Raw genomic sequence first — 24659 nt, forward strand, 5'->3', positions numbered from 1 at the left:
GACTCAAAAGCGCAGGGCACACGGTGGGAGATGGCAAGCCTGAATTGCATAAGCCTTCCTTAAGCGAGGTCTTGTTGTTGGATGGGCCCTAAGCTAGCGATTGCCCTGCCTGCCAACCTCCCCGATTGCGCAGGCGATTCTCCAATTGCGCAGCCTGATGCAGACTGCCTGAGCACTGCAGCCTGCAAGCCCCTCTGCAGCAACAGCACTTCGCAGCGCCATTCGGCGAACTGGAAGCCCATCCCCTGTCGCCGAGCCATCCGGAGGCGGACAAGCTGCTGATGCTCTATCGCAATCTCGAGATGACTATTGCAAAGGCTGGATTGCAGCGCTCCGGGTACCGGCGAATGCACTCGTGCCAAGCCAGCGCCACAGGTTTTCCGCATCCTGCACAGCGCCGTCCACACGCAGCTCTCGCGACTGAAGAACCTCCCTTGGTGTGCGGTCGCCAGTCCACACCTCGGTCAACGCACGCACGCTGGAGTCCACGACGAGTGTGAGTTCGCGTCCGGGGTCGTCGCGGCATAGATCTGCCACACCATGTTCGACTACGAGCCACCACTCTTGCTCGCCGGACCGCGCGTCGCGGAACCTGAAGTGAATGACCACCGCCCGGGACGGGAACATCTCGATGCGCGCGAACCGGCGCACGTCCCACATGAGCAGGCCCGCGTCGAGTTCGTTATCGCGAAGGCGACTACCTATCCAACGCGCGCCCCAATGCCCTAGCGCCATGATGATGGGGCGCAGTTCCTCGCCTGCCTCGGTCAGGCTGTACTCCCAGACTTTGCCCGTGGCCGTGCGATGTACGACACCGATATCTTCCAGGTGGCGCAGCCGCTGTGCCAGCAAGCTGGTGGACATACGTGGTACGCCGCGGTGCAGTTCATTGAAGCGTTTACTGCCGCACAGCAGCTCGCGCACGACCAAAGGCGTCCAGCGCTCGCACAGTGCTTCAGCACCGCGCGCGACCGTACAGAACTGACCGTAGCTTTCATCCATCGCCCGTACTCCGCAAATACAACGCTTCAGATTCTGAACTAGCCTCGCGGTATCGCCACGCGCACGCTGAAACCTGCCAAAGCCACCGTATCAGGAGAACGCCATGACCAAGATAGCCATCATTCAGCGGCCGCCAGTGCTGCTCGATCGCAGCGCGACGATCGCCCGAGCCGTGCAATCGGTCGCTGAGGCTGCGGCGGCTGGAGCCTCGTTGGTTGTTTTACCCGAATCGTTCATTCCAGGTTACCCGTCGTGGATCTGGCGGCTGGCGGCGGGAAAAGACGGGGCTTTAATGGGCCAGTTACACACGCGTCTGCTGGCCAACGCCGTTGATATCGCGAACGGTGACCTGAACGAATTGTGCGAGGCCGCCAGCACTCATGCCGTGACAATCGTGTGCGGCATCAATGAATGCGAGCGGCGCAATGGAGGCGGCACGCTCTACAACAGCGTAGTCGTTATCGGTTCGAACGGTGAAGTGCTCAACCGGCATCGCAAGCTGATGCCAACGAACCCCGAGCGCATGGTCCATGGTTTCGGTGATGCGTCAGGGTTGCGTACGGTCGATACACCCGTCGGCCGCATTGGTGCGCTCATCTGCTGGGAAAACTACATGCCCCTGGCGCGCTATTCATTGTATGCCCAGGGAGTGGAAATCTATGTCGCCCCCACGTACGACACCGGCGATGGCTGGATCAGCACGATGCGTCACATTGCACTGGAAGGTCGATGCTGGGTGATCGGCAGTGGCACCTCGTTGCGTGGCAGCGACATTCCCGATGATTTCCCGGCTCGCATGCAACTGTTTCCCGATCCGCTAGAGTGGATCAACGATGGCGACTCGGTGGTGGTCAACCCTCAAGGCCGGATCACAGCCGGTCCATTACACCGTGAGGCAGGCATTCTGTATGCGGACATCGACACCTCACTCGTGGCGCCAGCGCGACGGACGCTCGACGTCACCGGGCACTATGCGCGCCCTGACATTTTCGAACTGCAGGTGCGACGCACGCCGGCGACAGCGGTGCACTTTATCGACGAGTGAAGCTAACCAACGCTAAGGCGATCCATCCCAACTTCGACGGTATGTTTAATAACTGATGAAGGAGTCATTCCATGAGCATTCAAAGGTCTTACAAAGGCAGTTGTTTTTGCGGCGCGGTCGAGTTCACCGTCAGCGGTGAGCCGGCCGCAATGGGCTATTGCCATTGCGAGTCGTGTCGACATTGGTCAGCAGCGCCGGTCAATGCCTTCACGCTGTGGAAACCCGAGGCGGTGCAAGTAACTCGGGGGGCTGACAACATTGGCACCTACAACAAGACACCGCAGAGTTATCGCAAATGGTGCAAGAGTTGCGGCGGACACCTCTTCACCGAACACCCAGGGATGGGGCTCATCGACGTGTATGCCGCTGTCATCCCGGATCTCGCGTATTCGCCAGGGGTTCACGTGCACTATCAGGAGGCCAGGCTGCGCATCAAAGACGGGTTGCCCAAGCTGAAGGATGTCCCCAGCGAATCAGGGGGATCGGGCGTCAGCATGGACGAATAGCGCCAGCACGGTAGCGTGCGGCGATCCGACCTTGCCTGATTACGCCAGTTGCCATCTGTTCGGCAATGTCATGACCACCGGTTAACTGAAATCCAGGCCGCGTAGTTTTTCTTCGCGCATGCCGGCTTGAGTATGGACATTCAGGCTGCAGCCATTAATTCCATTGGTTATGTGGGTGAGGAGCATTCGTTCTATTGCGCGCGGCATGGGTGGCTAATCTAGGGAGGTTGAGGGGGGCAACCGTCAGGAAGGTGCAACCATATGGACGCAAATCCGATCGAAACCGACTATCTGATCATCGGGGCTGGCGCGACGGCCATGGCCTTCGTCGATACGCTACTCAAGGAAACGAATGCACGTATCGTGATGGTGGATCGGCACGGTCGACCTGGCGGGCACTGGAATGATGCCTACCCCTTTGTCCGATTGCACCAGCCCTCGGCCTTCTATGGCGTCAACTCACGGGAACTGGGCAGCGCAACGAAAGACACGACGGCACTGAACGAGGGCTTGTACGAGCTAGCCTCCGGCGCCGAGGTGATGAGCTACTTCGACCAGGTGATGAATCAGCAGTTTCTGCCGTCAGGTCAGGTCCGGTACTTCCCCATGTGCGACTACACCGGCGACCGCATTGACGACCACCGGTTTACCTCGCTGATCAGCGGCGTAAGCCATCAGGTGCGGGTGCACAAAAAGGTGGTGGACGCCACCCATGCCCAGACAGCGGTGCCCTCGACCCACCCGCCCAGATACAAGGTGGAACCCGGCGTGCAATGCGTGCCACTGAACGACCTGCCGAAGATCCAGCACCCACACACTGGCTACGTAGTGGTGGGATCGGGCAAGACCGGGATCGACGCCTGCCTGTGGTGCCTGCAAAACGGTGTTGCGCCCGAAAAAATCTGCTGGATCATGCCAAACGATCCGTGGTTGATCGACCGGGCCAACTTGCAACCCGGCCTCGACAGCTTCGAACGAACAATCGGCGGCCTCACAGCACAGCTCGAGGCTATCGCAGCCGCGGACTCGATACCGGACCTGTTCTCCAGGCTTGAGGCGGCGGGCCAGCTCTTGCGCCTGGATACGTCCGTCGAACCCACTGCTTACCGCTGCGCCACCGTCACTCAAGCGGAATTACGCGAGCTTCGACGCATCGACAACATTGTGCGCCTGGGGAGAGTGAGCGTTATCGAGCCAACGCGCATCGTGCTCGAGCAGGGCAGCATCGCCACGAGCCCAAATGCTCTGCACATTGATTGCAGCGCCAGTGCCATCCCGACACTCCCTGAAATGCAGGTGTTCGACGGCGGCAAGATCAACCTGGTGATGGTAAGCAGCTGCCAACCCTTGTTCAGCGCGGCCTTGATCGCTTATGTGGAAAGCCACCTGGACGATCAAGCGCAAATGAACGCGTTTTGCACAATGGTCCCCCCGCCTCACGTCCCCACGGACTGGATCAGAATCTGGGCCGTCTACCTGGGTAACCAGCTACGCTGGGGAGAACATGAAGGTCTGTCCCGCTGGATCAGGCAGTCGCGTCTGTACTTCATGACGGCGGTGGTCAGGGGCTTGCAAGAAACCGACACCGAGAAACTGGCACAGCTGCGTCGGCTCTCTGTCAGCAGGCAACAGGCTCTGACGAATCTGCCGCGTTTGCTGGAGGTCATCGCTTGAATCGCAGGAAGCGCACATGAACGAGCCACACCTCGAACTGCTCGACATCAATGGCATCCGCATGCAGGTCGCCATCCAGGGCTCCGGTCCCTTGGTCTTGCTATGCCACGGATTCCCGGAGCTGGGGTACTCGTGGCGCAACCAGCTTGCTGCGCTGGCGGCCGCCGGCTACAGAGCGGTAGCGCCCGACATGCGCGGCTATGGCGGCACAGATGCGCCGGCCGAACCCGACGCCTACACCACGCTCCACCTGGTAGGCGACATGGTCGAGTTGGTCAACGCACTCGGCGAACAGCAAGCCGTGATCGTCGGCCATGACTGGGGCGCGCAGGTAGCCTGGGGCGCAGCATTGATGCGACCCGATCTGTTCCGCGCGGTGGTCGGCATGAGCGTTCCCTTCTCGCCACCGACGCGCGTGGAGCTCCTCAGCGCGCTTGCCTCGCGGGGTATCAGCGACTTCTACATCCAGTATTTCCAGACGCCGGGTGTGGCCGAGGCCGAGTTGGAAATGGACGTCGAGTCGTCGATCCGGCGCATCTACTTCAGTGGCTCGGGTGACGGACCCGATTGGCCGGTGTTCGGCCGGCTGCAGCCGGGCCAGGGCTTCCTCGGCGCGATGGTCGAGCCCGAAACCCTGCCAGTCTGGCTAAGCCTTGAGGACATTGCCTATTACACCCGCGAATTCACCCGCAGCGGATTTCGCGGCGGCTTGAACTGGTACCGCAACATGACGCGCTCATGGGCACTTCTGGCACCTTGGCGCGGTTGCATTATCCGGCAGCCGTCGATGTTCATTGCCGGGAGCCGCGACGGCGTGCTGAAGTTTCCGAGTTCCCCGCGGCAGATCGAAGCCTTCGCGCAGACACTGCCGGGACTGCGCGGGTGTCATATCCTCGAAGGTGCCGGCCACTGGATACAGCAAGAGCGCGTGACAGAGGTCAATGAACTGCTGTTGGGCTTCCTGAAAGAACTCTGAATTGATTTAAAACGGGAGGGAACCATGAACAATCTCATCGCCACCGACGAGTCACCTGAAGCCGTTCGCCTCATGGTCAGGGTTTACGCCTACTTGCTGCTCGCAGGATTTGCGTTTGTTCCGGCCTATCTGATTGGGTACTTGTACTTTTTTCAGGACCCCACGCTTATATTCGAGAATCACCTGTTCCATATAGTTGCGATCACGACAGCCACCCTGGCCGGCTCGTTTGTTACGTACGTAACGTGGCGCTGCTATCAGTCATCGGGAGATCCGCTGCTGCGATGGATGACGCTTGGTTTTCTCGGCTTTGTACTGATCTATGCGTTGCATGGTGCGTTCACCGGGCAAGCACACCACAATATCTGGCTCTTCCTGCTTTATGGACCCGCCTCTCGCCTGGTCATGTCGATTCTGCTGTTAGTCGGACTGATGTCGTACCACCGCCCACCTGTTGCCGCGGACCAACGAATGAAGGCCCGCCCGTGGTTGACCTGGATAGGACTGTTCCTGCTGGTCGACGTGGCAGTGGCGTACGTCGCGAATTCGCCGATCGCCAGCAATCTCGCGGTGCGCCTATCGATGGAAGGTGGTGCCCTCGTTCTTTCCACATTGACCGTGACAATACTCCTGCTGCGCCGTATCCGTTCGCCGCTGATGACCATTTTTATCATCTCGGTCACCGCGTTCGCGCTGTCATCTCTTGCCTTCATCCTTGCACGTCCCTGGAACCATATGTGGTGGCTCGCTCACGCGATCTTCGCCGGTGGATTCTTCATGTTGAGCTATGGGGTAGTGCAAGCGTTCCTCACCACGCGGTCGTTTTCGAAGATTTACAGCCAAGAGGAATTGATGGTGCGTCTTGCCGAAGCGATGGCGTATGCCGAGAGCGCCCTGCAGGAACTCCAGCGCACCAATCAAGAACTCGGGCACCTTGCGGCGACCGATCCACTGACAGGCGCTGATAATCGTCGTCGGTTCATGGAGCGGGTCGAAGTCGAAATTGGCCGGACCAAACGCGGCGGTGCGCCGTTCTCCGTGTTGGCACTCGATCTGGATAATTTCAAGTCCATCAACGATCGCTTCGGGCATCAGGTTGGCGATGACATCCTGAAGAGTTTCGTGGAGAAATGCCTCGATTCGATCCGCCCGTATGACGGTGTCGCCCGAGTGGGCGGGGAGGAATTCATGATACTGCTACCTCAGACTTCACTTGAAGGCGCGCACGAAATCGCTGAGCGTCTGCGAAGCACCGTTGCAAATAGTTCTTTTCATGGCCAGCAGCGGTCAACCGTGGTCACAGTGAGCATCGGCGTATCGCAATCCGGTCGCGATGGCGACACGATCGAGGCAATTCTGCGTACAGCCGATCAACGCCTGTATCACGCTAAACACGAAGGCCGTAACCGTGTGGTCACTACCTTCAAAACCAGCCTCCAACCTATGCCTTGACCATCGTCTCGAAGTCGCTGAAAGCGTCGGCACCGATACCCCGTGCCAGTGTTTCGGACTGTACGACAGATTTCGAAAAAAAGTCGCAAGCCCCACTTCGCTTCGGGGCTTGCGACTCATTTGGCATTGTCATGCGCTTTGCCCGAGCCTTTCCCATGGTCACTGGCTGCAATCAACCAAGCTCCGTCATAACCATGCGTCAGTGGGAATAATCCAGTCACCTACGCCTTGCGGTGTCTTCTCGATCACTGATCCGCAGAACCCGTAACGGCGAAAATGTTGCAGGGCACTTGATACAGAACATGCTCCGTCGTACTGCCCACCCATTTGCCCAGTCCCTTGCGATGCGCATTTCCCATGACGATCACATCGGCCCGGTGATGCGCTGCAAAGTCGGCCAGCGCTTTGCCAGGGGGGCCTGCAACGAAGTGTTGCCGCTCAGTGGGTACGCCATAGTGGTCGGCCAATGCGATAAATGTCTTTTGCAGTGACTTGCGTACATCGCTGCTGAAGCCTGGCATCGTCACTGCACCAGCGCCTGCGTCGGATATATGTGTCAGCGATAGATCGTAGGCATACAGCAGATGCAACTCCGCATTGCATTGCATCGACAACCCGTTCGCCGCCTGGATGATGCGGTCGTTGATGCCAGTGATCTGAGTCTCGGGTTGTGACGGATCGACTGCCGCCACTACCACCCGTGGAAGTGGACACCTGAGTTCGCTGACCAGATGCACAGCCACCGGACATTCGCGCAACAAGTGCCAATCCAGAGGCGTAATGAAAACGCGTTTGAGCGCTGACTCGTGTTGCACGTCCTTGATAACCAGATCCGGTTGCATTTCTGCCACATGTCGAAGTATTTCTTGCAGCGCGGTGCGCGTAACAAGCACTTCGGTGCTCACTGCAACTCCGCGTCCGCGGATTAGACCGGCCTCATCCTTCAGCCACTTTTCGTTTTCTTGCTGACAGGCCTCACGAAAACGCGCACCGGCGCTCATCAAACCCAAGAGGTTGGAGTCTTCGATAAACACCGTGATATGCAGCGCTGCGCCCGTGGCTTCGGCAATGGCGACAGCTCGCTCCAACGCCGGGGTGTGACGCATGACTGGACCGGCTATCAGAAAGAGTCGTTGATATTGGCTCATGTAACACCTCCAAATGCTTCGGGATATCTAGCCCCCCCAGCGTTGTCGCCTGTCACACCACCGACGATTTACTATCGCCTCAACTATCTGGAACTATCAATATACGCCTGGATGCCATCTATCCCCTACTTGGCCGAGTCAACTTTTTCAACAGAATCGACCGACTGCTGCCGGTCGCCGTTGCCGATGTTCGACCGAAAGCCCACTGTCAGCGCGTTGTATTTGAGTCGCCCCGATTTACTGGACGCATGACCAGTTGAATCCACAGTCGTTTACTGGCGTTCACTAAAGGCAGTAAACCGCCAGGAACGGTTATCGAGATAGCGAACCTAAAAGGGGCCGCACACTGGCGCCGTTAGCTATTTAAGCAGCGGCCCCTAGAACTTTTCTCTATTTATCGGTCTATGTGGATAGCCACATCCGTTCGGTAAACGCGAACCCGCAGGCTCCCCCACAAATCAACCAGAGGTTGTCTTCGCTCATGAAATTCCATGACCCACGGATGGTGCTCTTCGGCCTGTTCGCGTTCGCGGCAGTGGGCTCGGCATCAGCAACACAGATGAAGACCTCAACCCCTGTTTTCGCACCTGAAGTCGCAGTCGTTCAGGTGCCGGCCCAGACTGCCGGCAATCCTTGGCCGACCTTGGCCAGCATGGCCGGCAAGCAACCAGGGCCGTTGCTTGCCCATGACGACCGATACTGGCATGACGGCCGCTGGCACTCTCGTAGAGACGATTGGCGCCGTGACGACTGGCGTAGAGATAACTGGCGCAGAGAGCAGGCCCGCCGCGAAGCAGAACGCCAACGTTATTGGGAACGCCACCATGATCGGGCCATGCGGCACCGCTATGAGGACGATCGCCGCTACTATCGTCGCTAGTGCGACGCCAAGGGCAATTCGCCTGCAACACCGGCGATGCACCGCCAACCTGCGAAACCGGCCCGAAACAGCTGTACTCGCTCATCGGGTTGTAGAAGCTGGCTAGAAACGTCGACGAGGTACGAGCGACTCCCTATCGCCCTCCTCGCCGGCGTTGAAGGCAATATGCAAACGATCATGGCTATGCTGCCGCCCTCCTCCAGTTCCGATGACGCCGAGCCACCCCATGCGAATACACACGCGGCAGGCATAAATGTTATGTTATATCTTATATAACCATGAACTGTCAGTCGCCACTGGCAGAGCCGTCCACCCCCTGCTTGCGACATTCGATGACAACTTCTACTCACATCCCCCCCATCACAAGCTTGAACCAACGCCTGCTGTCCATTGATGCCCTGAGGGGATTGGTAATCCTCCTTATGCTGCTGGATCACGTGCGCGAAACGTTCTTTTTGCACCGTCAAGTAGCAGACCCCATGGACATCGAATCCACTGAGCCGGCGCTGTTTTTCAGCCGCACACTTGCTCATTTGTGTGCGCCGGTGTTCATACTGCTCACTGGACTTTCCGCTTACCTGTATGGCCAAAAGCACCAGGGCAAGGGCGATGTGTCAGCCTTTTTGTTCAAGCGCGGTCTATTGCTGGTACTGCTGGAGTTCACCCTGGTGAATTTCGCCTGGACATTTCAGCTCCCACCTACGGCGATCTACATGCAAGTGATTTGGGCCATTGGCATCTGCATGATTGCCCTGGCCGGACTGGTTTGGTTACCCAGGCCCATGCTGTGCTGCCTGGGCCTGGTGATCGTGGCCGGGCACAATCTGCTGGATAATGTGCACTTCGCGACAGGCTCGCCCATGCATATTCCCTGGGCCATTTTGCATGATCGCGGCTGGATCGATGTCTGCGACAGCTTACGTCTGCGCACCTCTTATCCTGTGCTTCCCTGGATCGGTGTGATCGCCCTTGGATACAGTATCGGCCCTTGGTTTGCTGGCCAGGTTCTGGCCGCGGAGCGTCAACGTACTCTGCTGCTTGCCGGGGCCGGGACATTGGTCGGGTTTGTCGCACTGCGAGCAGTCAATGGTTATGGCGAGGTGCATTGGGTCGCCCATGAAGGCATCGCGCAAACCCTCATGAGCTTCTTCAACATTACAAAATACCCGCCCTCCCTGTTGTTCCTTTTGCTGACGTCGGGCATGGGCCTGTTACTGCTTCGTGCCTTGGAACAGGCTCAACAACGCAAGTGGGTCAATGCATTGGCAGTCTTTGGCGCGGCGCCGATGTTCTTCTACTTGCTCCACCTTTACGTACTCAAGGCGCTGTATCTGGTCAGCGTGGCGTTGTTCGGATTGAACCAGGGAAATTTTTTCGGTTTCGACAGCATTTGGGCTGTGTGGCTGACGGCGGTGCTCCTGGCTTTATCCCTGTACTTACCCGTGCGCTGGTTCGCGGCATTGAAGGCACGCCGTCGCGATATCGGATGGCTCAAATACTTCTGATCAGGACATTTGCTCACAAAAATAGCCCCTGGAGAGCAATGCCAGTCAGGTAAGCGTTTGAATGCCTTCCAGAGGGATGGTGGCCGGTCGTTGGATTAGCGTTCACTGAAGATCAAAACTGTGGGCGGCAGACTTGTGGCAACGGGTTATCAACGCGTAAGTTGATGACCTGCCCTTAACGACACGCCGGAGTTGATCCATGCGCATCGCCTTGCTGTCCGACATGCACCTGTCCGTCAATACGATCCCGTTTCCCGTCGTGGATGCCGATATTGTCGTGCTCGCCGGGGACATCGCCCGGCCGGCCAAGGCTATCGAGTGGGCCAGAGCCTGCCCGGTTCCACTGCTGTACGTGGCAGGCAATCACGAGTTTTATGGCAGTGACCTGGTCTCCACCTACGAACAGTTGAACAGCCTGACGCAAGGTACGCAGATCCACGTTCTGGAACGTTCGGAGTACGTCCACGACGGCGTGCGTTTTCTCGGCTGCACCTTGTGGTCTGACTATCGCCTTCTCGACGGCCCCGAGGACCGGGCGCTGGGCATCGATCTGGCGACCCGGCTGATTCGTGACTTCAGCCACATCAAGATCGCCCCCGATTTCCCTGACCTGTTCACGCCGGCCATTTCCCAGCTGGTGTTTCTGCAGACGGTCGCCTGGCTGGAAGACTGCTTCACCCGCGACAGCAGCACACCCACGGTGGTGGTCTCTCATTTCGCCCCAACAAAATCGAGCATCAGCCCGACCTTTGCCGGTTCGCCGATCAACTCAAGCTTTGTCTCGGACCTCGAAGCGCGGATCAAGGACTGGCAGCCGGCACTGTGGCTGCATGGCCATACCCATGGCAGCTTTGATTATCGAGTGGGTAACACCCGCGTGATCTGCAACCCCCGGGGCTATGCCAAGAATGGCATCAATGAAAATCCTGATTTCGATGATGCCTTCGTGATCGATCTGGAGATCTGAGGCGACCCTCAGATCAACAGCTCCAGCGTATCGAACAGCTCGACATCCTACGGCCGGGCCGCCCCCACGTCTGGCGCGAAACGTTGCGCGTATTCTCTGGGACTCACGCCAAGGCGCCGGACGAACACCTTCCTGAGTACGTCCACGCTGGAGGAGTATCGACAGCACCTGCAGAGCTACGGTCTGCCGGAATTTTCCATCCAGCACTTCCTGGCGGTCGCTGTCGATTACCAGAACGGAATCTTTTCCGGCGTGAATGGCGTGATCGGGCAAGTCACCGCGCATACGCCCAACGCCTTCAACAACACCGCGTATTGCATTTGCCCCGGCCAAAACGCGCTTCCTGGCGTTCGCGGAAAAACATCTCATAGCTCATGACTGGCTCGCCCGGACGGTTGCGGGCCATTTGTGCCACGTAGTTGTCGTACTCGGGAACGCCCACCATCAATCGGGCGCTCTGGCTGAACAATCTGGCGATCTGCTGCAGTTTGCTGAACATGACTGATCTCTCTGTATGCGTGGGACCTGGCCCATGAAACCGCGTTCATGTATCTGCACTGTGTCCACATCGGGCGCCTTTGTATTTTCATGTATCCAGGCTCGCACCCGATGGAACGCCGGCAACCCGCTACACTTTCCTCGCTCCGCCGCGGCACCAAAGCGGTCAAGACCCCTGACTACTGATCTGGAGGTATCCCATGAGCGACAGCAGCGAACTCACCACCTTTACCGGCTGGGCCGCCACCGCAGCGGGCGCGCCACTGGAACGCTACAGCTACGATCCCGGTCCGTTGGGCAACGACGAGGTGGAAGTCGCCGTGGAGTATTGCGGCGTCTGCCACTCCGACCAGTCGTTGATCGACAACGATTGGGGTATCAGCCACTACCCGTTTATCCCCGGCCATGAGGTGGTCGGCCGTATCGTGCGGCTGGGCGACCAGGTTCGCGGTCTGGAAATGGGGCAACGGGTGGGCATCGGTTGGTACAAGGGCAGTTGCATGCATTGCACCTCGTGCATCGAAGGTTCCCATAACCTGTGTCGCACCGTGCAACCGACCATCATCGGCAGCAACGGCGGCTTTGCCGACCGCATTCGTTCGCACTGGGCCTGGGCCCTGCCGATCCCGGCCGGACTCGATCCGGCAATGGCCGGGCCGCTGTTCTGCGCTGGTTCGACCGTGTTCAACCCGCTGTTGGAATTCGGCATCAAGCCCACTGACCGGGTCGGCGTGGTGGGTATTGGCGGTCTCGGTCACCTGGCGCTACGTTTTCTCAACGCCTGGGGCTGCGAAGTCACGGCGTTCACCTCATCGCTTAGCAAGCAGGACGAAGCCAGGCGCCTGGGCGCACACAAGGTGGTCGCCTCGACCGATACCAATGCGCTCAATGCCATTGCCGGCACCCTGGATTTTCTGCTGGTCACCGCCAACGCCAACCTCGACTGGAGCGCCATGCTCGCCACCCTGCGCGGCAAGGGTCGCCTGCACTTTGTCGGCGTCGTGCCCGATGCCATACCGATGCACGTGTTCGAGCTGATTCCCCAGCAAAAAACCATGTCCGCCTCACCGGTCGGCTCGCCCGCCAACACCGCGACCATGCTGGAATTCTGCGCACGCCACCAGATTGTGCCGCAGGTCGAGATGTTTCCCATGAGCCGCGTCAACGAGGCCATCGATCACTTGCGCAGTGGCAAGGCGCGCTACCGCGTGGTGCTGGACGCCAGTCAGTGACCTTGTAGGAGCTGGCTTGTCGGGTCGCCGCATCGCAGCGATGGTCGTTAACGATAACGCGTGTGAACTGGATAAACGCGGCGCATTTGAGTCCATCGCCGGCAAGCCGGCTCCTACAAATCCCCTCAGGGATTGGCTACCTGCGCAGGCGCCAATGGCATGTGCGGGTCATTCCAGGTGAACCGATAGGCTTTGCCGGCCTCTTGCGGCAGGCATTTGCCGTTGTCGGCATCCGCGCCCACGATCGACCAGTTCGCCCGGGCGTTTTCCCCCAATTCACGGGCCGCTTCGGGTTTGAAGCACTGGTTCAGTACGTCATCCGGTACCAATGCGTAGGCCTTGGGGTGTTCGCGCAGATACCGCGCGGACTTTTCGATGGTCGAATTGTCCATGCCGAAATGCACGATCGGTTGCCGGGCGAACAACCAGTGCCCCTCCTCCCAGTTGACCAGCACCAGATCGGCGCCCCGGGTCATGGACGCCGCCTGGGTCATGAGCACCTGATCGACGTTGGTGCCGTCCTTGAGCGGTTCGATGAAGCCACGGGCGAACCACAACGCGAACCAGGTCGCCACCAGTGCCGGGAACACCCGGCGCATACGCGGGTGCCGTTTGAACCAGCGCCTGAGCAGCCACGGGATCAACGGCGCGGCGACCAGCACCAGCCCAGGCAGCGCCGGGTAGATGTACAACTTGCGCTTGCCTGTGCTGATGCAAAAAAACAGCACCACCAGCACCACCCAACCGAGCAACACCAAGACCCGGCCGTCGCGTTTTTGCAACTGACGGCGCCAGGCCGGCACCAGCCATGGCAGCACCAGCACCAGTGGTAGCCAATACTGCGGGATTACGTTGGTGAAGAAATACCAGAACGGTTCGCGGTGATGCCACGCGGCGGCATAGCGGCCCGCGGTCTGGCGCAGTAGGATCTCCCGTGCATAGGCAACTTCGTCCGCGCTGCCATTGAAGAGGATGGACAAGGCCAGGGGCAACAGCCAGATCGCGATGGCGCCAAGCATCAGCGCAAACCCGAGCAACCACTTGCGCGCCTCGCCCGGCATCGCCACCACACCGGGCCAGCCTTTGCGCACCCCATAGGCGTAGGGAATCAGCAACAGTGCCGGCAGGAAACCCACACCTTTGGTGATCACGCCAATGCCCATGGCCGCGCAGCCCGCGTAGAACCAGCGCCACGCAGGTCCCAGCAGCAGGTGCCGCGCCAGACCGTACAGGCCCAGGGAGGTGAACAGAATCAAGAAGCTGTCGATCTGACCGGTGCGCAGGATGCTGTAGGTCTGGTAGGTCGCCAGGTACAACAGCGCGGCGTTGCGCCCGGTACGCTGGGTCCACAGGCGACGGCCCAGGTCATAGACCATCGCCGTGACCGTCACCGCCGAAAACAGTCCCGGGATATAAAGCGCGATGTTGGGTTTGCCGGTCAGCCAGGTGAAGAACGCCACCGTCCACATGAAAATCGGCGGCTTGTCGCCGTAGATCTCGGCGGCCCGGTGCGGGATCAACCACGAGCCGTTCTGCAGCATCTCCAGCGCGACACCGAGGAAACGCTCTTCGTCCACATTCTGAGCCTGACGCAACCCCATGCCCGCGCCGATCAGCAACAGGGCAAGCAGCATCAGACCCAGGCACTCGACCCTGGGCGACAACGATCTACGCATTGCTTATTCCTTTGCGCTTTTGCTTTTGGCAATCAATTGCAGGTTGCGAAAATAGACCAGGGAGCCAAACGCCTGCCCGACGATGAACACCGGGTCCTGGCGGTAAATGGCATAGGCGAGCAACAAGGTGCTGCCGACGATGCTCAGGTACCAGAAGTTGGTCGGGATCACGCTGCGTTTCTTGTACTCGCTGTACAACCACTGCAAAACAAACCGCCCGGTAAAGGCAGCCTGCCCGGCAAAGCCGACCAGCAACCACAGGGTTTCACGGGTCAGAATCATCCTTCGAGCTCCTGGGCCTGGGTGTTCAGGCGTGTGCGTTTGATCAGCCACCAGACGCCGATCAGGTCAAGAATGCCGACCAGCGCGCGGTCGAGGTTGCCGTATTTCGACACCCCGGCCGTGCGCGGACGGTGGTTGACCGGGTGCACGATCATGCGCCCGTTATGACGCTGGATCAGCGCCGGAATATAGCGATGCATGTGGTCGAAGTACGGCAGGCGCAAGAACGCCGCGCGCTCGATCAGCTTCAGGCCACAACCGGTGTCCGGGGTGGCGTCCCTGAGCAGGCGGCGGCGCAGGTTGTTGGCGAACCGCGAGGCGTAGCGCTTGCTCGCGGTGTCACGGCGATTGACCCGGTGTCCGGCCACCAGTTGTACATCGACCTTGCCCGGTTCGCCGCGCACCAGCGCCAGCATGCCGGGAATGTCCGCCGGGTCGTTCTGGCCGTCGCCATCGAGGGTCGCCAGCCACTGCCCGCGTGCCTCACGGGCCGCGTGGTACAGCGAGGTGCTCTGCCCCAGCGACCGCTCGTGATGCAAGATGCGCAAGGTGTTCAAGCCGTTATGGCGGATCTGCCGCAGTTCCTGCAGGGTCGAATCGGTGCTGCCATCGTCGACCACGATGATTTCGTAAGCCTCATCGGCCAGCGCTACGCGGACTTCTTCAAGCAATGGCTTGAGGTTGTTCGCTTCGTTCTTGGCGGGAATCAGTACGGATACAAAAATGTCTTGGCTCATGGGGTCTCTCTCGCCTTTTTTGATTGTTCGAGATCAGAGGCGAACGCTTCAAATCTGATAGAACTGCCGATACCACTTCACGAATTCACCGACGCCGGTTTCCAGCGTCACCTGCGGGCTGAAGCCCACCCAATCGGCCAGCGCCGAGACATCGGCCCAGGTCTTGACCACGTCACCGGCCTGCATTGGCAAGTAGTTGCGCCGGGCCTGCAGGTCCAACGCTGATTCCAGGCACTCGACAAAATCCAGCAACGCCACCGGCATGCCGCGACCGATGTTGAAGAGCCGGTTGACCCCGGCGACAGAGCCTTCCGGCACCGGAGGCCTTGGCCGCAGTCGGGCGATCCCTTCGACAATGTCGTCGACAAAGGTGAAGTCGCGGTACATCTGCCCCTGGTTGTAGATGTCGATGGGCAGGCCTTTGAGGATGGCGTCGGTAAACTTGAACAGCGCCATATCCGGGCGACCCCACGGGCCGTAGACGGTAAAGAAGCGCAGGCCACAGGCTTTCAGGCCATACAAATGGCAGTAACTTTCAGCCAGCAGTTCATTGGCGCGCTTGCTGGCGGCGTACAGCGAAACGGGATGATCGACAGGGTCCTCGACACTGAACGGCATCTTGCTGTTGGCGCCGTACACCGAACTGCTCGAGGCGTAGATCAGGTGCTCGGGGCGATGGTGCCGACAGGCTTCGAGCACATTGAGGAACCCCACCAGGTTCGATTGCCCGTAGACATCCGGGTTGTCCAGCGAGTAGCGCACCCCGGCCTGGGCCGCCAGGTGCACCACCTCGGTAAAAGCGTGTTGTTGAAACAGGCTCATCAGGGCAGGTTTATCGACGATGTCCATTTTCCGGAAGCGAAAACCCGGCAGAGTCTCCAGCACCTTGAGACGTGCGTGCTTGAGTTCCACGTCGTAATAGTCGTTGAGGTTATCGATACCAACGACCTCCTGACCCTCGCGGCACAGGCGCTGGACCGTATGAAAGCCGATGAAACCGGCCGCACCGGTGACCAGGACGGTCATGGGAAGCGCGCCGGCGACTGCGCCGCGATCGACGCGAGATGACTGATCCGGACCCTCGTCAACTTCATGTGTAGTCCCTGCTTATGGCTTCATTCGCGCACGGTTGCGTTATGAAGCTTATAAAACAGACACATTTCAGTTTGGATAACGCCTCGCGCCACCTCGAAAAAATAAAATATCCGGCCGAAAACACCGCGGTTATCTGGCCGATCCGCCATGGGGTTTGTAAAACCGGAACAAACCGATATCCACGGTCCTGATGTATTGCCTGGCCCAATCCGGCTTGACGGTACGATCATGGAAATACAGGGCACCCTGGGTGCGATCCGGCAGTTCCTTGTTCAGGGCCTTGCGCGCGATTTCCTTGGCCATCGCGTAAGGCACTTCCTCCTGGACCGAATCGGATTTACCGTCGCACCACCAGGAAAACTGGCAACTCTTGGTTTCCGAACCCTGCTTGACCACTTTGCACACCGTGTCCGGAAAGCCCTCGTGGCCCAGGCGATTCATGACCACATTGGCCACCGCCTCCATGTCGGCGGCGTCCTTGCCCTTGGCTTCCCAGTAAATGGACCGGGCCAGGCAGGTGATCGCATCGTCCAGCGGCGCGGCGCCGGCCGGGTCGACAGCCTGGACTTCTGACGGGGTAATGGCTTCTGCCTTGGGCGCTGGTGCCGGGTTGTTGCTCTCGGCGGCTTTCTGTTCCAACACCTCGGCCTTGTTCTCGGCCGATTCCTGTTTTTGTTCTTGATCCGTAGCGGATACCGGGCCGGCAAGCAACGTCAGGGCGAGGCAGGTGGCGATCCAGTCGAAGCGCATGGTCGGTGTCACTTGGTGAGTGGTTCAATTGAGTCTAGTAGTGAAATGATTTCGCCCACCCCACTACACTCTGGATAAATCCGTTGTCTTAGATGGGCCAACTTCGCGCATCATGGGCGCAATCTGCTCAAGGGGGATTTTCATGGGTTTCATTTCATCCGCAATGCGTTTGGCCGGTGTATCACTGGGCCTGGTATTCGCCGCCAACGCCGTGGCGGCCGACGAAGCGCAATTGATCGAATCGATCAACGTCTACCGTAGCCAACCGCAGCGCTGCGCAGGCCAGGCTTCATCGGAACTGCCACCCCTGTCGGCCGACCCGCGCCTGGTGCTGACCGCCCCGAACATCGGTAATCTGCAGCAGGCCATGGTCACTGCCGGTTATCCCATGAAGAATGTGCAGGCCATCAGCCTGTCCGGGCCTCGCGATGCCGCCTCGGCGATGAAGGCGATTCAGGAGAGCTTTTGCCAGATCGTCCTCGACCCGCAATTCGTCGATGTCGGCGTCAGCCGCCAGGACCGTGAATGGCGCATCGTCGTCGCACGGCCGTTGTTGAGCGCACGCCTGGGCGACGCGCAGGCCGAAGGCCAGAAGCTGCTCACCGAACTCAACGCCGCACGCACCCGACCACGCCAATGCGGCGCGCAGTCCTTCGCCGCCGCGCCACCGCTGGCCTGGAACGCCACGCTGGCCACCGCCGCCGAAGGCAACGCCCGCTCCATGGCCAACAACAACTACTTCGATCACAAGGACCGCGATGGCCGCACCCCGGGCGACCGCGCGGAACTGGCCGGCTACGACTTCCAGCAGATCGGCGAAAACATCGCCGCCGGCCAAGACACCGCGCACAAGGTGGTCGAAGGCTGGCTGGCCAGCCCCGGCCATTGCGCCAACCTGATGAACCCACAGTTCCGCGAACTGGGCGCGGCTTACGCCACCGACCCGAAGAGCGATGCGGGGATTTACTGGACGGCGATGTTTGGGGCGCAGTAATGACAAGACTCTGAATGTGTCGCGGACGGGCCATCCAACGGGGCACCTGCAGGAGCGATGCTGGCTCGCGAAGGACACCAACGATAACGCGGGTTGTCTGAAAGCCCGCGTTGTCCTGGCGTTTTTTGCGAGCAAGCTCGCTCCTACACGGAAACGAGCTCAATTGCGATCAGGCAGGCAGGCCGATGGGGCAGATCGAGATCAAAAGCCAGAGCGACCTCGTACCTGTAGGAGCGAGCCTGCTCGCGATGGACGTCAACGATAACGCGGGCTGTCTGCTTGATCGCGTTGTTCAGACGTTTTTCGCGAGCAAGCTCGCTCCTACACGGAAACGAGCTCAATTGCGATCAGGCCGGCCGATAGGCCGCCTCGGGCGCTTTTGCGGTACACGCCCCCTCGAGAGGCCGAGCGGAGGTTCTGCGTAGTGGGCAACCCGGCATGGATGCCGGGTTAGCCGCCGCCGGCCATGGATGGCCGATGGCGGCGGGCCCACGGAGCAGGACCGGAGCGAGGGCATGCCGAGCCACAGCGAGGCACCGAACGTCAGGGGCAAGAGCCCTTGGTTACTTGGGGCTTTTCCAAGTGACCCGCTGTAAGAGCGGAACCATAGGTGGCCGTTACCGCAGGAATGGATATTCACCCAATCCAATCCAATCCATACATACATACATACATACGCATCAAAGTGAACTGGAACTCCTTAATGACCGGCCATCAGTGGCTACTCATCCCGGCCGCATGCATCAACATCCTCAATCCCCCCGCCACCACTCCCAACGCAACCACACTGCCCAGCCAGATCACCACCAGCCACCCAAGTCGCTTGTACCAAGGTGCCCGTTCACAAGAATCAATGGTAGCCATCGCCAATCCTCACTTTGCCGCGAAACACGTAGTAGCTCCAGACCGTGTACATCAGGATGATCGGCAGAATGAACAGCGCGCCGATCAGGATGAACAACTGGCTGGTTGGCGGTGACGCCGCTGCCCACAGGCTGATCGACGGCGGCACGATGTTCGGCCAGATACTGAACGCCAGGCCGATGTAACCCAGGAACACCAGCATCAGGGTGAAGGCGAACGGCCAATGGGTGTGACGTTGGCGCAGGGTCCTGAGCAGGCCGAACATCGCCAGCAAAGCCAGCGCCGCCAGACCACCGAACACCGCCAGGTGCGCATGGGCAAACCAGCGAGTGGCAATTTCCGGATGGAGGATGGGCGTCCACACACAGATCACACCAATCACCGCCAACAGCAGCCAGGCCAGGGGACGGGTGAACAGGCGCATCCGCGATTCGAGCATGCCTTCGGTCTTGACCAGCAACCAGGTGCTGCCGAGCAGCGCATAAGCGACGATCAGACCGACACCGCAGAACAGCGGAAACGGTGCCAGCCAATCCAGCGAACCGCCGGCGAACTGGCGATCGACCACCGGGATGCCGGCAATATAAGTGCCGATCACCACGCCCTGGGAAAAGGTCGCCAGCAGCGAACCGCCGATGAACGCCATGTCCCAGATGTGACGTTTTTCAGAGCTGGCCTTGAAACGGAACTCGAACGCCACACCGCGAAAGATCAAGCCGCACAACATCAGGATCAGCGGCAGGTACAACGCTTCCAGAATCACCGAATAGGCCAGCGGGAAAGCGCCATACAGTGCCGCGCCGCCCAGCACCAGCCAGGTCTCGTTGCCATCCCAGACCGGTGCCACGGTGTTCATCATCACATCGCGCTCCTTCGCATCCGGGATCAGCGGAAACAGAATGCCCAACCCCAGATCGAAGCCGTCCATGATCACGTACATCATCACGCCAAAGGCGATGATCACACCCCAGATCAGCGATAAATCGATACCTTGAATACCCATGACTCAACTCCCTTCCTTCAATTGACGCGGGCGTCGGTTTCGAGAATTTCAGCGTCGGCGGACAGCGGCCGGCGCGGTGTGACCAGCTGATCGGAGTGCCCGTCGACCGGATGCCCGTGATGGGGCTGCGGTCCTTTGCCGACCAGTTTCATCATGTAGCCGATGCCCACCGTGAACACCGAGAAATAAATCACCACGAACAGCGCCAGAGAGATGCTCAACTGCGCGACGCTGTGATTGGACGCGGCATCGGCGGTACGCAGCAGGCCATACACCACCCACGGCTGACGCCCGACTTCGGTGGTGATCCACCCGGCCAGCATGGCGATCAGGCCACTTGGCCCCATCCACAACATCAGGCGCAGGAACCAGCGATTGCGGTAGATGGCGCCGCTGCGACGCAGGGCCAGGCCGAGCACGCCGGCCAGCACCATCAACATGCCCAGCCCGGCCATGACGCGGAAACTCCAGAAGACCACCGTCGCATTGGGTCGGTCCTCTTTCGGGAAGCTCTTGAGCGCCGGGATCTGCTTGTCGAGGCTGTGGGTCAGGATCAGGCTGCCCAGGTACGGAATCTCGATGGCGTACCTGGTTTTCTCGGCCTGCATGTCGGGGATGCCGAACAGCACCAGGGGCGTCGCTTCGCTCCCGTTGTTTTCCCAGTGCCCTTCGATGGCAGCGATCTTCGCCGGTTGATGTTCCAGGGTGTTCAAGCCGTGGGCGTCACCGACCACTGCCTGGATCGGGCAGACGATCAAGGCCATCCACAACGCCATCGACAGCATCTTGCGCACTTGTTTGGTGTCGTTGCCGCGCAGCAAGTGCCACGCCGCCGACGAGCCGACAAAGAACGCGGTGGCCACGAAAGCGGCAATCGCCATGTGCGCCAGGCGGTACGGGAACGACGGGTTGAACACGATGGCCAGCCAGTCCAGCGGCATCACCCGACCGTCGACGATCTCGAAGCCCTGGGGCGTTTGCATCCAGCTGTTGGACGCAAGAATCCAGAAGGTCGAAATCAGGGTGCCGATGGCGACCATGACCGTCGAGAAGAAGTGCAAGCCGCGCCCTACCCGGTTCCAGCCAAACAGCATGACCCCGAGGAAACCGGCCTCGAGGAAGAACGCCGTGAGCACTTCATAGGTCAGCAACGGCCCGGTGATGCTGCCGGCGAAATCGGAGAAACGGCTCCAGTTGGTGCCGAACTCGTAGGCCATGACCAACCCCGAGACCACGCCCATGCCGAAGTTGACGGCAAAGATCTTCGACCAGAAATGGTAGAGATCGCGGTAGGTGTCGTTGTGGGTCTTCAGCCAAAGCCCTTCGAGCACCGCCAGGAAGCTGGCCAGCCCGATGGTGATGGCGGGAAAGATAATGTGGAACGAAACCGTGAACGCGAATTGAATGCGCGCCAGGTCCAGTGCCTCCAGGTTAAACATGTCGATATCCTCATTGCGGCTGAAAAACGGCGGCACACGGCCGGGCCACCGTCAGGCCGGGGGCCTGCAGCCAACACAAGTCGAAAGGGTTAGGTGAGCGGCACCGGGCCGCCCCCGGTGCTACGCGGCGGAAGTCGAAATCAGGTTGCTGGCCTTCGCCTGCTCCAGCCGGATGGCGATGAACTTGGAAGTCGGGGTGAAGGTGCGGTCACCGTAACTTTCCAGCGGCACCAGCGGGTTGGTCTCGGGGTAGTACGCCGCTGCCTGACCGGCCGGAATGTCGTAGGCGATCAGGGTGAAACCGCTGACCCGACGCTCGCGCTCGTCGTCCCACAGCGCCACCAGGTCGACCTTCTGCCCAGGCTCAAAACCCAGCCGGCGAATGTCCTGCTCGTTGGCGAACACCACGTCGCGCATGCCGTACACCCCGCGATAACGGTCATCCAGGCCATACAGCGTGGTGTTGTACTGATCGTGGGAGCGCATGGTCTGCAGAATCAGGTGTGGCTTGACCGTCAGGTTGCGCACGCCCTCGCTGATCAGGTGCTCCGGCAGCACGCTCGGAGTGAACTGGGCCTTGCCGCTGGCGGTTTTCCAGATGCGCCTGGCCGCGTCGTTGGGCATGTGGAAACCGCCCGGATGCAGCAAGCGATGGTTGAAATCCTCGAAACCGGGAATGGTGTCGGCAATCATGTTGCGGATTCGGCCGTAGTCGCCGATGGCCCAGTTCCAGTCGATCGGGTGCTTGCCCAGTGTCGCGGCGGCGATGCCGGCAATGATCGCAGGCTCGGAGCGCAGGTGTTTCGACTTCGGTTTCAGTTGACCGTGGGAGATGTGGATCATGCTGAAGGTGTCTTCCACGGTGACGCCTTGCGGCCCTTCGGCCTGGATATCGATGTCGGTGCGGCCCAGGCACGGCAGGATCAGCGCTTCACGGCCGGTGACCAGATGGCTGCGGTTAAGTTTGGTGGCGATGTGCACGGTGAGGTCGCATTTACGCAACGCGGCGTGGGTGCGTGGCGTGTCGGGGGTGGCCTGGGCGAAGTTGCCACCCAGGGCGATAAACACTTTCGAACGACCCTGCTCCATCGCGCCAATCGCCATCACGGTGTTGTGGCCATGCTCACGCGGTGGCTTGAAGGAGAAGCGTTTTTCCAGGGCATCGAGCAAATCGGTGGGCGCCAGCTCGTTGATGCCCATGGTGCGGTCGCCCTGCACGTTACTGTGACCGCGAACCGGTGACAGGCCTGCGCCGGGGCGGCCGACGTTGCCGCGCAGCAGCATCAGGTTGATGACTTCCTGCAGCGTCGGCACCGAGTGCGTGTGCTGGGTCAGGCCCATCGCCCAGCACATGATCACCCGCTTGGACCGGGCGTACATGCGGGCGGCGAGTTCGATGTCCGCCAATGGCATGCCCGACTGCTGCTCGATGTGCTCCCAACTGGTTGCGTCGACTTCGCCCAGGTAGGCGCCCATCCCCGAGGTGTGTTCGGCGATGAACTCATGGTCGAACACCGGTTCACCGCCGCTGACCTGAGCTTCGCGCTCCCACTGCAGCAGGAACTTGACCATGCCGCGCATGACCGCCATGTCGCCGCCCAGTGCCGGGCGGAAGTAGGCTGTGTTGGTGGGCTCGGAGCCGTTCAGCAGCATTTCGATCGGGTGCTGTGGATGCTGGAAGCGCTCCAGCCCGCGCTCTTTGAGTGGGTTGATGCAGATCACCTGGGCACCGCGCTTGACCGCTTCGCGCAACGGTTCAAGCATCCGCGGGTGGTTGGTGCCGGGGTTCTGACCGATGACGAAAATCGCATCGGCATGTTCCAGGTCGTCAAACACCACGGTGCCTTTACCCACGCCGAGGCTTTCGATCATGCTCACCGCACTGGCTTCGTGGCACATGTTGGAGCAATCCGGAAAGTTGTTGGTACCGTAGGCCCGGACGAACAGCTGATAGAGAAAGGCGGCTTCGTTGCTGGCCCGGCCCGAGGTATAGAACTCGGCCTGGTCCGGCGATTCCAGCGCGTTGAGGTGCCGGGCGATCAGCGCGAACGCTTCGTCCCAGGTGGTTTCCACGTAACGGTCGCTGGTCGCGTCATAGCGCATCGGGTGGGTCAGGCGGCCCTGATACTCCAGCCAGTAATCGCTCTGCTCGGCCAGTGCCGAGACACTGTATTTGTTGAAGAAGGCCGGGTCGACCAAACGGCCCGTGGCTTCCCAGTTAACCGCCTTGGCGCCGTTCTCGCAGAACTTGACCATGCCGTTTTCCGGCGACTCGCCCCAGGCACAACCGGGGCAATCGAACCCGCCGTTCTGGTTGGTCTTGAGCATGGCGCGAATATTCTTCAGCGCGTTTTCACTGCCCAGCCAGTTTTTGGTAACAGCAATCAGCGCGCCCCAACCAGCGGCGGCACCTTTGTAGGGTTTGTAGCGGTCGACTTGAGACATGGTACTTCTCCGTGACCTGATTCAGGCCATTGATCGTTTGACGGAGAAAGCATATGAACAGGGAATAATTATTGTCTAATCGCTATTTACGACCACATGATCGAGGATATTTATCATCGTTATTTATTGTTGTTTATCAATAGCTTATAAGATTTAACCAGCCGTTAACGTTGCAACTTTATCCATCATAGATGCACTCGATCAACCGGTTACTAATAGTGATTGGACGGACCGACAAGTTGCTCTTAGCCTGCGCACAACAAATCCGTTTTCAGCGCTCCTACACCTGCGCTCAATAAATCCGTTATCGGCGCAATATTTGTAGGAGCGAGCTCTGCTCGCGATGGACTCCAGAGCACCGCGTTCAGCCAGCAAGCACGCGTAATCGTTAACGACCATCGCGAGCAGAGCTCGCTCCTACACGGAACATTCATTCAATGCGTGCCAAGCGAGGGTGTCATGTCAGAACAAGTCTTGATCGATGGGTTC

General features: G+C 59.7%; 22 protein-coding genes and 1 pseudogene. 10 read left to right on the forward strand and 13 right to left on the reverse strand.

Features of this window, described 5'->3' with window-relative positions; translation table 11 throughout:
* Window positions 1–306 precede the first annotated feature (306 nt).
* Window positions 307–1002: a winged helix-turn-helix transcriptional regulator gene (locus AC1RDQ_RS00240; protein WP_090456076.1), complete on the reverse strand. Its 696-nt coding sequence runs from the start codon at window positions 1000–1002 to the stop codon at window positions 307–309.
* A 103-nt stretch (window positions 1003–1105) separates the two neighbouring features.
* Here AC1RDQ_RS00240 and AC1RDQ_RS00245 point away from each other — a divergent pair, with 103 nt between their 5' ends.
* The 5 genes from AC1RDQ_RS00245 (at window position 1106) to AC1RDQ_RS00265 (ending at window position 6655) form a co-directional block, all read left to right on the forward strand.
* Window positions 1106–2047, forward strand: a complete 942-nt coding sequence (locus tag AC1RDQ_RS00245) for a carbon-nitrogen hydrolase family protein (RefSeq protein ID WP_492585839.1) — start codon at window positions 1106–1108, stop codon at window positions 2045–2047.
* 71 nt (window positions 2048–2118) lie between these two features.
* Window positions 2119–2553: a GFA family protein gene (locus AC1RDQ_RS00250; RefSeq protein ID WP_492585841.1), complete on the forward strand. Its 435-nt coding sequence runs from the start codon at window positions 2119–2121 to the stop codon at window positions 2551–2553.
* A 261-nt stretch (window positions 2554–2814) separates the two neighbouring features.
* Window positions 2815–4227 (forward strand): NAD(P)-binding protein, encoded by a 1413-nt coding sequence (locus tag AC1RDQ_RS00255; protein WP_492585843.1) that lies wholly within the window; start codon window positions 2815–2817, stop codon window positions 4225–4227.
* Between the two features lie 16 nt (window positions 4228–4243).
* Window positions 4244–5203 carry an alpha/beta fold hydrolase gene (locus tag AC1RDQ_RS00260; RefSeq protein WP_492585845.1) on the forward strand — a complete coding sequence of 320 codons (960 nt, stop codon included), beginning with the start codon at window positions 4244–4246 and terminating at the stop codon, window positions 5201–5203.
* A gap of 24 nt (window positions 5204–5227) precedes the next feature.
* The gene (locus tag AC1RDQ_RS00265; protein WP_492585847.1) at window positions 5228–6655 is read left to right on the forward strand and encodes a GGDEF domain-containing protein; all 1428 of its coding nucleotides are present in this window, start codon (window positions 5228–5230) and stop codon (window positions 6653–6655) included.
* A gap of 245 nt (window positions 6656–6900) precedes the next feature.
* Here the strand turns inward: AC1RDQ_RS00265 and AC1RDQ_RS00270 are convergent, their stop codons facing one another.
* Entirely contained in the window at window positions 6901–7803 is a 903-nt protein-coding gene (locus AC1RDQ_RS00270; RefSeq protein ID WP_090456087.1) for a universal stress protein, read from the reverse strand.
* A gap of 481 nt (window positions 7804–8284) precedes the next feature.
* Between AC1RDQ_RS00270 and AC1RDQ_RS00275 the strand changes: the two genes are divergently transcribed.
* The 3 genes from AC1RDQ_RS00275 to AC1RDQ_RS00285 all read left to right on the forward strand — a co-directional run bounded on the left by AC1RDQ_RS00275 (window position 8285) and on the right by AC1RDQ_RS00285 (window position 11155).
* Window positions 8285–8683: a hypothetical protein gene (locus AC1RDQ_RS00275; RefSeq protein ID WP_218497584.1), complete on the forward strand. Its 399-nt coding sequence runs from the start codon at window positions 8285–8287 to the stop codon at window positions 8681–8683.
* Between the two features lie 332 nt (window positions 8684–9015).
* On the forward strand, window positions 9016–10188 hold the full coding sequence (locus tag AC1RDQ_RS00280; protein ID WP_492585849.1) for an acetyltransferase domain-containing protein: 1173 nt from the start codon (window positions 9016–9018) through the stop codon (window positions 10186–10188).
* Between the two features lie 199 nt (window positions 10189–10387).
* The gene (locus tag AC1RDQ_RS00285) at window positions 10388–11155 is read left to right on the forward strand and encodes a metallophosphoesterase (protein ID WP_492585851.1); all 768 of its coding nucleotides are present in this window, start codon (window positions 10388–10390) and stop codon (window positions 11153–11155) included.
* A gap of 47 nt (window positions 11156–11202) precedes the next feature.
* On the opposite strand, the pseudogene AC1RDQ_RS00290 reads toward AC1RDQ_RS00285, so the two are convergent.
* A pseudogene (locus AC1RDQ_RS00290) lies at window positions 11203–11331 on the reverse strand (AraC family transcriptional regulator); the annotation flags it as partial.
* Window positions 11332–11453: 122 nt separating this feature from the next.
* Window positions 11454–11654, reverse strand: a complete 201-nt coding sequence (locus AC1RDQ_RS00295; protein WP_090456099.1) for a YbdD/YjiX family protein — start codon at window positions 11652–11654, stop codon at window positions 11454–11456.
* A 199-nt stretch (window positions 11655–11853) separates the two neighbouring features.
* Between AC1RDQ_RS00295 and ahr the strand changes: the two genes are divergently transcribed.
* Window positions 11854–12885, forward strand: coding sequence for an NADPH-dependent aldehyde reductase Ahr (gene ahr / locus AC1RDQ_RS00300; protein WP_154861946.1), 1032 nt, complete (start codon window positions 11854–11856; stop codon window positions 12883–12885).
* Window positions 12886–13010: 125 nt separating this feature from the next.
* Here the strand turns inward: ahr and AC1RDQ_RS00305 are convergent, their stop codons facing one another.
* The 5 genes from AC1RDQ_RS00305 to AC1RDQ_RS00325 all read right to left on the reverse strand — a co-directional run bounded on the left by AC1RDQ_RS00305 (window position 13011) and on the right by AC1RDQ_RS00325 (window position 17425).
* Entirely contained in the window at window positions 13011–14561 is a 1551-nt protein-coding gene (locus AC1RDQ_RS00305; RefSeq protein ID WP_492585853.1) for an ArnT family glycosyltransferase, read from the reverse strand.
* Between the two features lie 3 nt (window positions 14562–14564).
* Window positions 14565–14843 (reverse strand): lipid-A-disaccharide synthase N-terminal domain-containing protein, encoded by a 279-nt coding sequence (locus AC1RDQ_RS00310; RefSeq protein WP_102672335.1) that lies wholly within the window; start codon window positions 14841–14843, stop codon window positions 14565–14567.
* Window positions 14840–15580, reverse strand: a complete 741-nt coding sequence (locus AC1RDQ_RS00315; protein WP_492585855.1) for a glycosyltransferase family 2 protein — start codon at window positions 15578–15580, stop codon at window positions 14840–14842. The genes AC1RDQ_RS00310 and AC1RDQ_RS00315 overlap by 4 nt, the downstream gene beginning before the upstream one ends.
* Window positions 15581–15628: 48 nt before the next feature.
* Window positions 15629–16606: an NAD-dependent epimerase gene (locus AC1RDQ_RS00320; RefSeq protein WP_492585857.1), complete on the reverse strand. Its 978-nt coding sequence runs from the start codon at window positions 16604–16606 to the stop codon at window positions 15629–15631.
* A gap of 198 nt (window positions 16607–16804) precedes the next feature.
* Window positions 16805–17425, reverse strand: coding sequence for a cell wall hydrolase (locus AC1RDQ_RS00325; protein ID WP_154947611.1), 621 nt, complete (start codon window positions 17423–17425; stop codon window positions 16805–16807).
* 142 nt (window positions 17426–17567) lie between these two features.
* Here AC1RDQ_RS00325 and AC1RDQ_RS00330 point away from each other — a divergent pair, with 142 nt between their 5' ends.
* Window positions 17568–18419: a CAP domain-containing protein gene (locus tag AC1RDQ_RS00330; protein WP_090456112.1), complete on the forward strand. Its 852-nt coding sequence runs from the start codon at window positions 17568–17570 to the stop codon at window positions 18417–18419.
* Between the two features lie 714 nt (window positions 18420–19133).
* Here the strand turns inward: AC1RDQ_RS00330 and AC1RDQ_RS00335 are convergent.
* The 4 genes from AC1RDQ_RS00335 to AC1RDQ_RS00350 all read right to left on the reverse strand — a co-directional run bounded on the left by AC1RDQ_RS00335 (window position 19134) and on the right by AC1RDQ_RS00350 (window position 24170).
* Complete coding sequence (locus AC1RDQ_RS00335; RefSeq protein WP_090456115.1) at window positions 19134–19283, reverse strand: DUF2474 domain-containing protein; 150 nt, start codon at window positions 19281–19283, stop codon at window positions 19134–19136.
* Window positions 19270–20286, reverse strand: coding sequence for a cytochrome d ubiquinol oxidase subunit II (gene cydB / locus AC1RDQ_RS00340; RefSeq protein ID WP_492585859.1), 1017 nt, complete (start codon window positions 20284–20286; stop codon window positions 19270–19272). The genes AC1RDQ_RS00335 and cydB overlap by 14 nt, the downstream gene beginning before the upstream one ends.
* Window positions 20287–20303: 17 nt before the next feature.
* On the reverse strand, window positions 20304–21725 hold the full coding sequence (locus AC1RDQ_RS00345) for a cytochrome ubiquinol oxidase subunit I (RefSeq protein WP_150814423.1): 1422 nt from the start codon (window positions 21723–21725) through the stop codon (window positions 20304–20306).
* Between the two features lie 120 nt (window positions 21726–21845).
* A complete protein-coding gene (locus AC1RDQ_RS00350) occupies window positions 21846–24170 on the reverse strand; it encodes an FdhF/YdeP family oxidoreductase (protein ID WP_492585860.1) in 2325 nt (774 codons plus the stop codon).
* Window positions 24171–24659: the final 489 nt, after the last annotated feature.

The organism is Pseudomonas sp. GW823-FHT02E01, assembly GCF_058797535.1.

Bases quoted from the DNA above. Each gene is read 5' to 3' on its own strand.
- AC1RDQ_RS00260 (WP_492585845.1), top strand. From the start codon at position 4,244: ATGAACGAGCCACACCTCGAACTGCTCGACATCAATGGCATCCGCATG.
- AC1RDQ_RS00250 (WP_492585841.1), top strand. From the start codon at position 2,119: ATGAGCATTCAAAGGTCTTACAAAGGCAGTTGTTTTTGCGGCGCGGTC.
- cydB (WP_492585859.1), bottom strand. From the start codon at position 20,286: ATGGGTATTCAAGGTATCGATTTATCGCTGATCTGGGGTGTGATCATC.
- AC1RDQ_RS00350 (WP_492585860.1), bottom strand. From the start codon at position 24,170: ATGTCTCAAGTCGACCGCTACAAACCCTACAAAGGTGCCGCCGCTGGT.
- AC1RDQ_RS00295 (WP_090456099.1), bottom strand. From the start codon at position 11,654: ATGTTCAGCAAACTGCAGCAGATCGCCAGATTGTTCAGCCAGAGCGCC.
- AC1RDQ_RS00280 (WP_492585849.1), top strand. From the start codon at position 9,016: ATGACAACTTCTACTCACATCCCCCCCATCACAAGCTTGAACCAACGC.
- ahr (WP_154861946.1), top strand. From the start codon at position 11,854: ATGAGCGACAGCAGCGAACTCACCACCTTTACCGGCTGGGCCGCCACC.
- AC1RDQ_RS00345 (WP_150814423.1), bottom strand. From the start codon at position 21,725: ATGTTTAACCTGGAGGCACTGGACCTGGCGCGCATTCAATTCGCGTTC.
- AC1RDQ_RS00330 (WP_090456112.1), top strand. From the start codon at position 17,568: ATGGGTTTCATTTCATCCGCAATGCGTTTGGCCGGTGTATCACTGGGC.
- AC1RDQ_RS00315 (WP_492585855.1), bottom strand. From the start codon at position 15,580: ATGAGCCAAGACATTTTTGTATCCGTACTGATTCCCGCCAAGAACGAA.
- AC1RDQ_RS00245 (WP_492585839.1), top strand. From the start codon at position 1,106: ATGACCAAGATAGCCATCATTCAGCGGCCGCCAGTGCTGCTCGATCGC.
- AC1RDQ_RS00275 (WP_218497584.1), top strand. From the start codon at position 8,285: ATGAAATTCCATGACCCACGGATGGTGCTCTTCGGCCTGTTCGCGTTC.
- AC1RDQ_RS00305 (WP_492585853.1), bottom strand. From the start codon at position 14,561: ATGCGTAGATCGTTGTCGCCCAGGGTCGAGTGCCTGGGTCTGATGCTG.
- AC1RDQ_RS00255 (WP_492585843.1), top strand. From the start codon at position 2,815: ATGGACGCAAATCCGATCGAAACCGACTATCTGATCATCGGGGCTGGC.
- AC1RDQ_RS00325 (WP_154947611.1), bottom strand. From the start codon at position 17,425: ATGCGCTTCGACTGGATCGCCACCTGCCTCGCCCTGACGTTGCTTGCC.
- AC1RDQ_RS00335 (WP_090456115.1), bottom strand. From the start codon at position 19,283: ATGGCTACCATTGATTCTTGTGAACGGGCACCTTGGTACAAGCGACTT.
- AC1RDQ_RS00270 (WP_090456087.1), bottom strand. From the start codon at position 7,803: ATGAGCCAATATCAACGACTCTTTCTGATAGCCGGTCCAGTCATGCGT.
- AC1RDQ_RS00310 (WP_102672335.1), bottom strand. From the start codon at position 14,843: ATGATTCTGACCCGTGAAACCCTGTGGTTGCTGGTCGGCTTTGCCGGG.
- AC1RDQ_RS00265 (WP_492585847.1), top strand. From the start codon at position 5,228: ATGAACAATCTCATCGCCACCGACGAGTCACCTGAAGCCGTTCGCCTC.
- AC1RDQ_RS00320 (WP_492585857.1), bottom strand. From the start codon at position 16,606: ATGACCGTCCTGGTCACCGGTGCGGCCGGTTTCATCGGCTTTCATACG.
- AC1RDQ_RS00285 (WP_492585851.1), top strand. From the start codon at position 10,388: ATGCGCATCGCCTTGCTGTCCGACATGCACCTGTCCGTCAATACGATC.
- AC1RDQ_RS00240 (WP_090456076.1), bottom strand. From the start codon at position 1,002: ATGGATGAAAGCTACGGTCAGTTCTGTACGGTCGCGCGCGGTGCTGAA.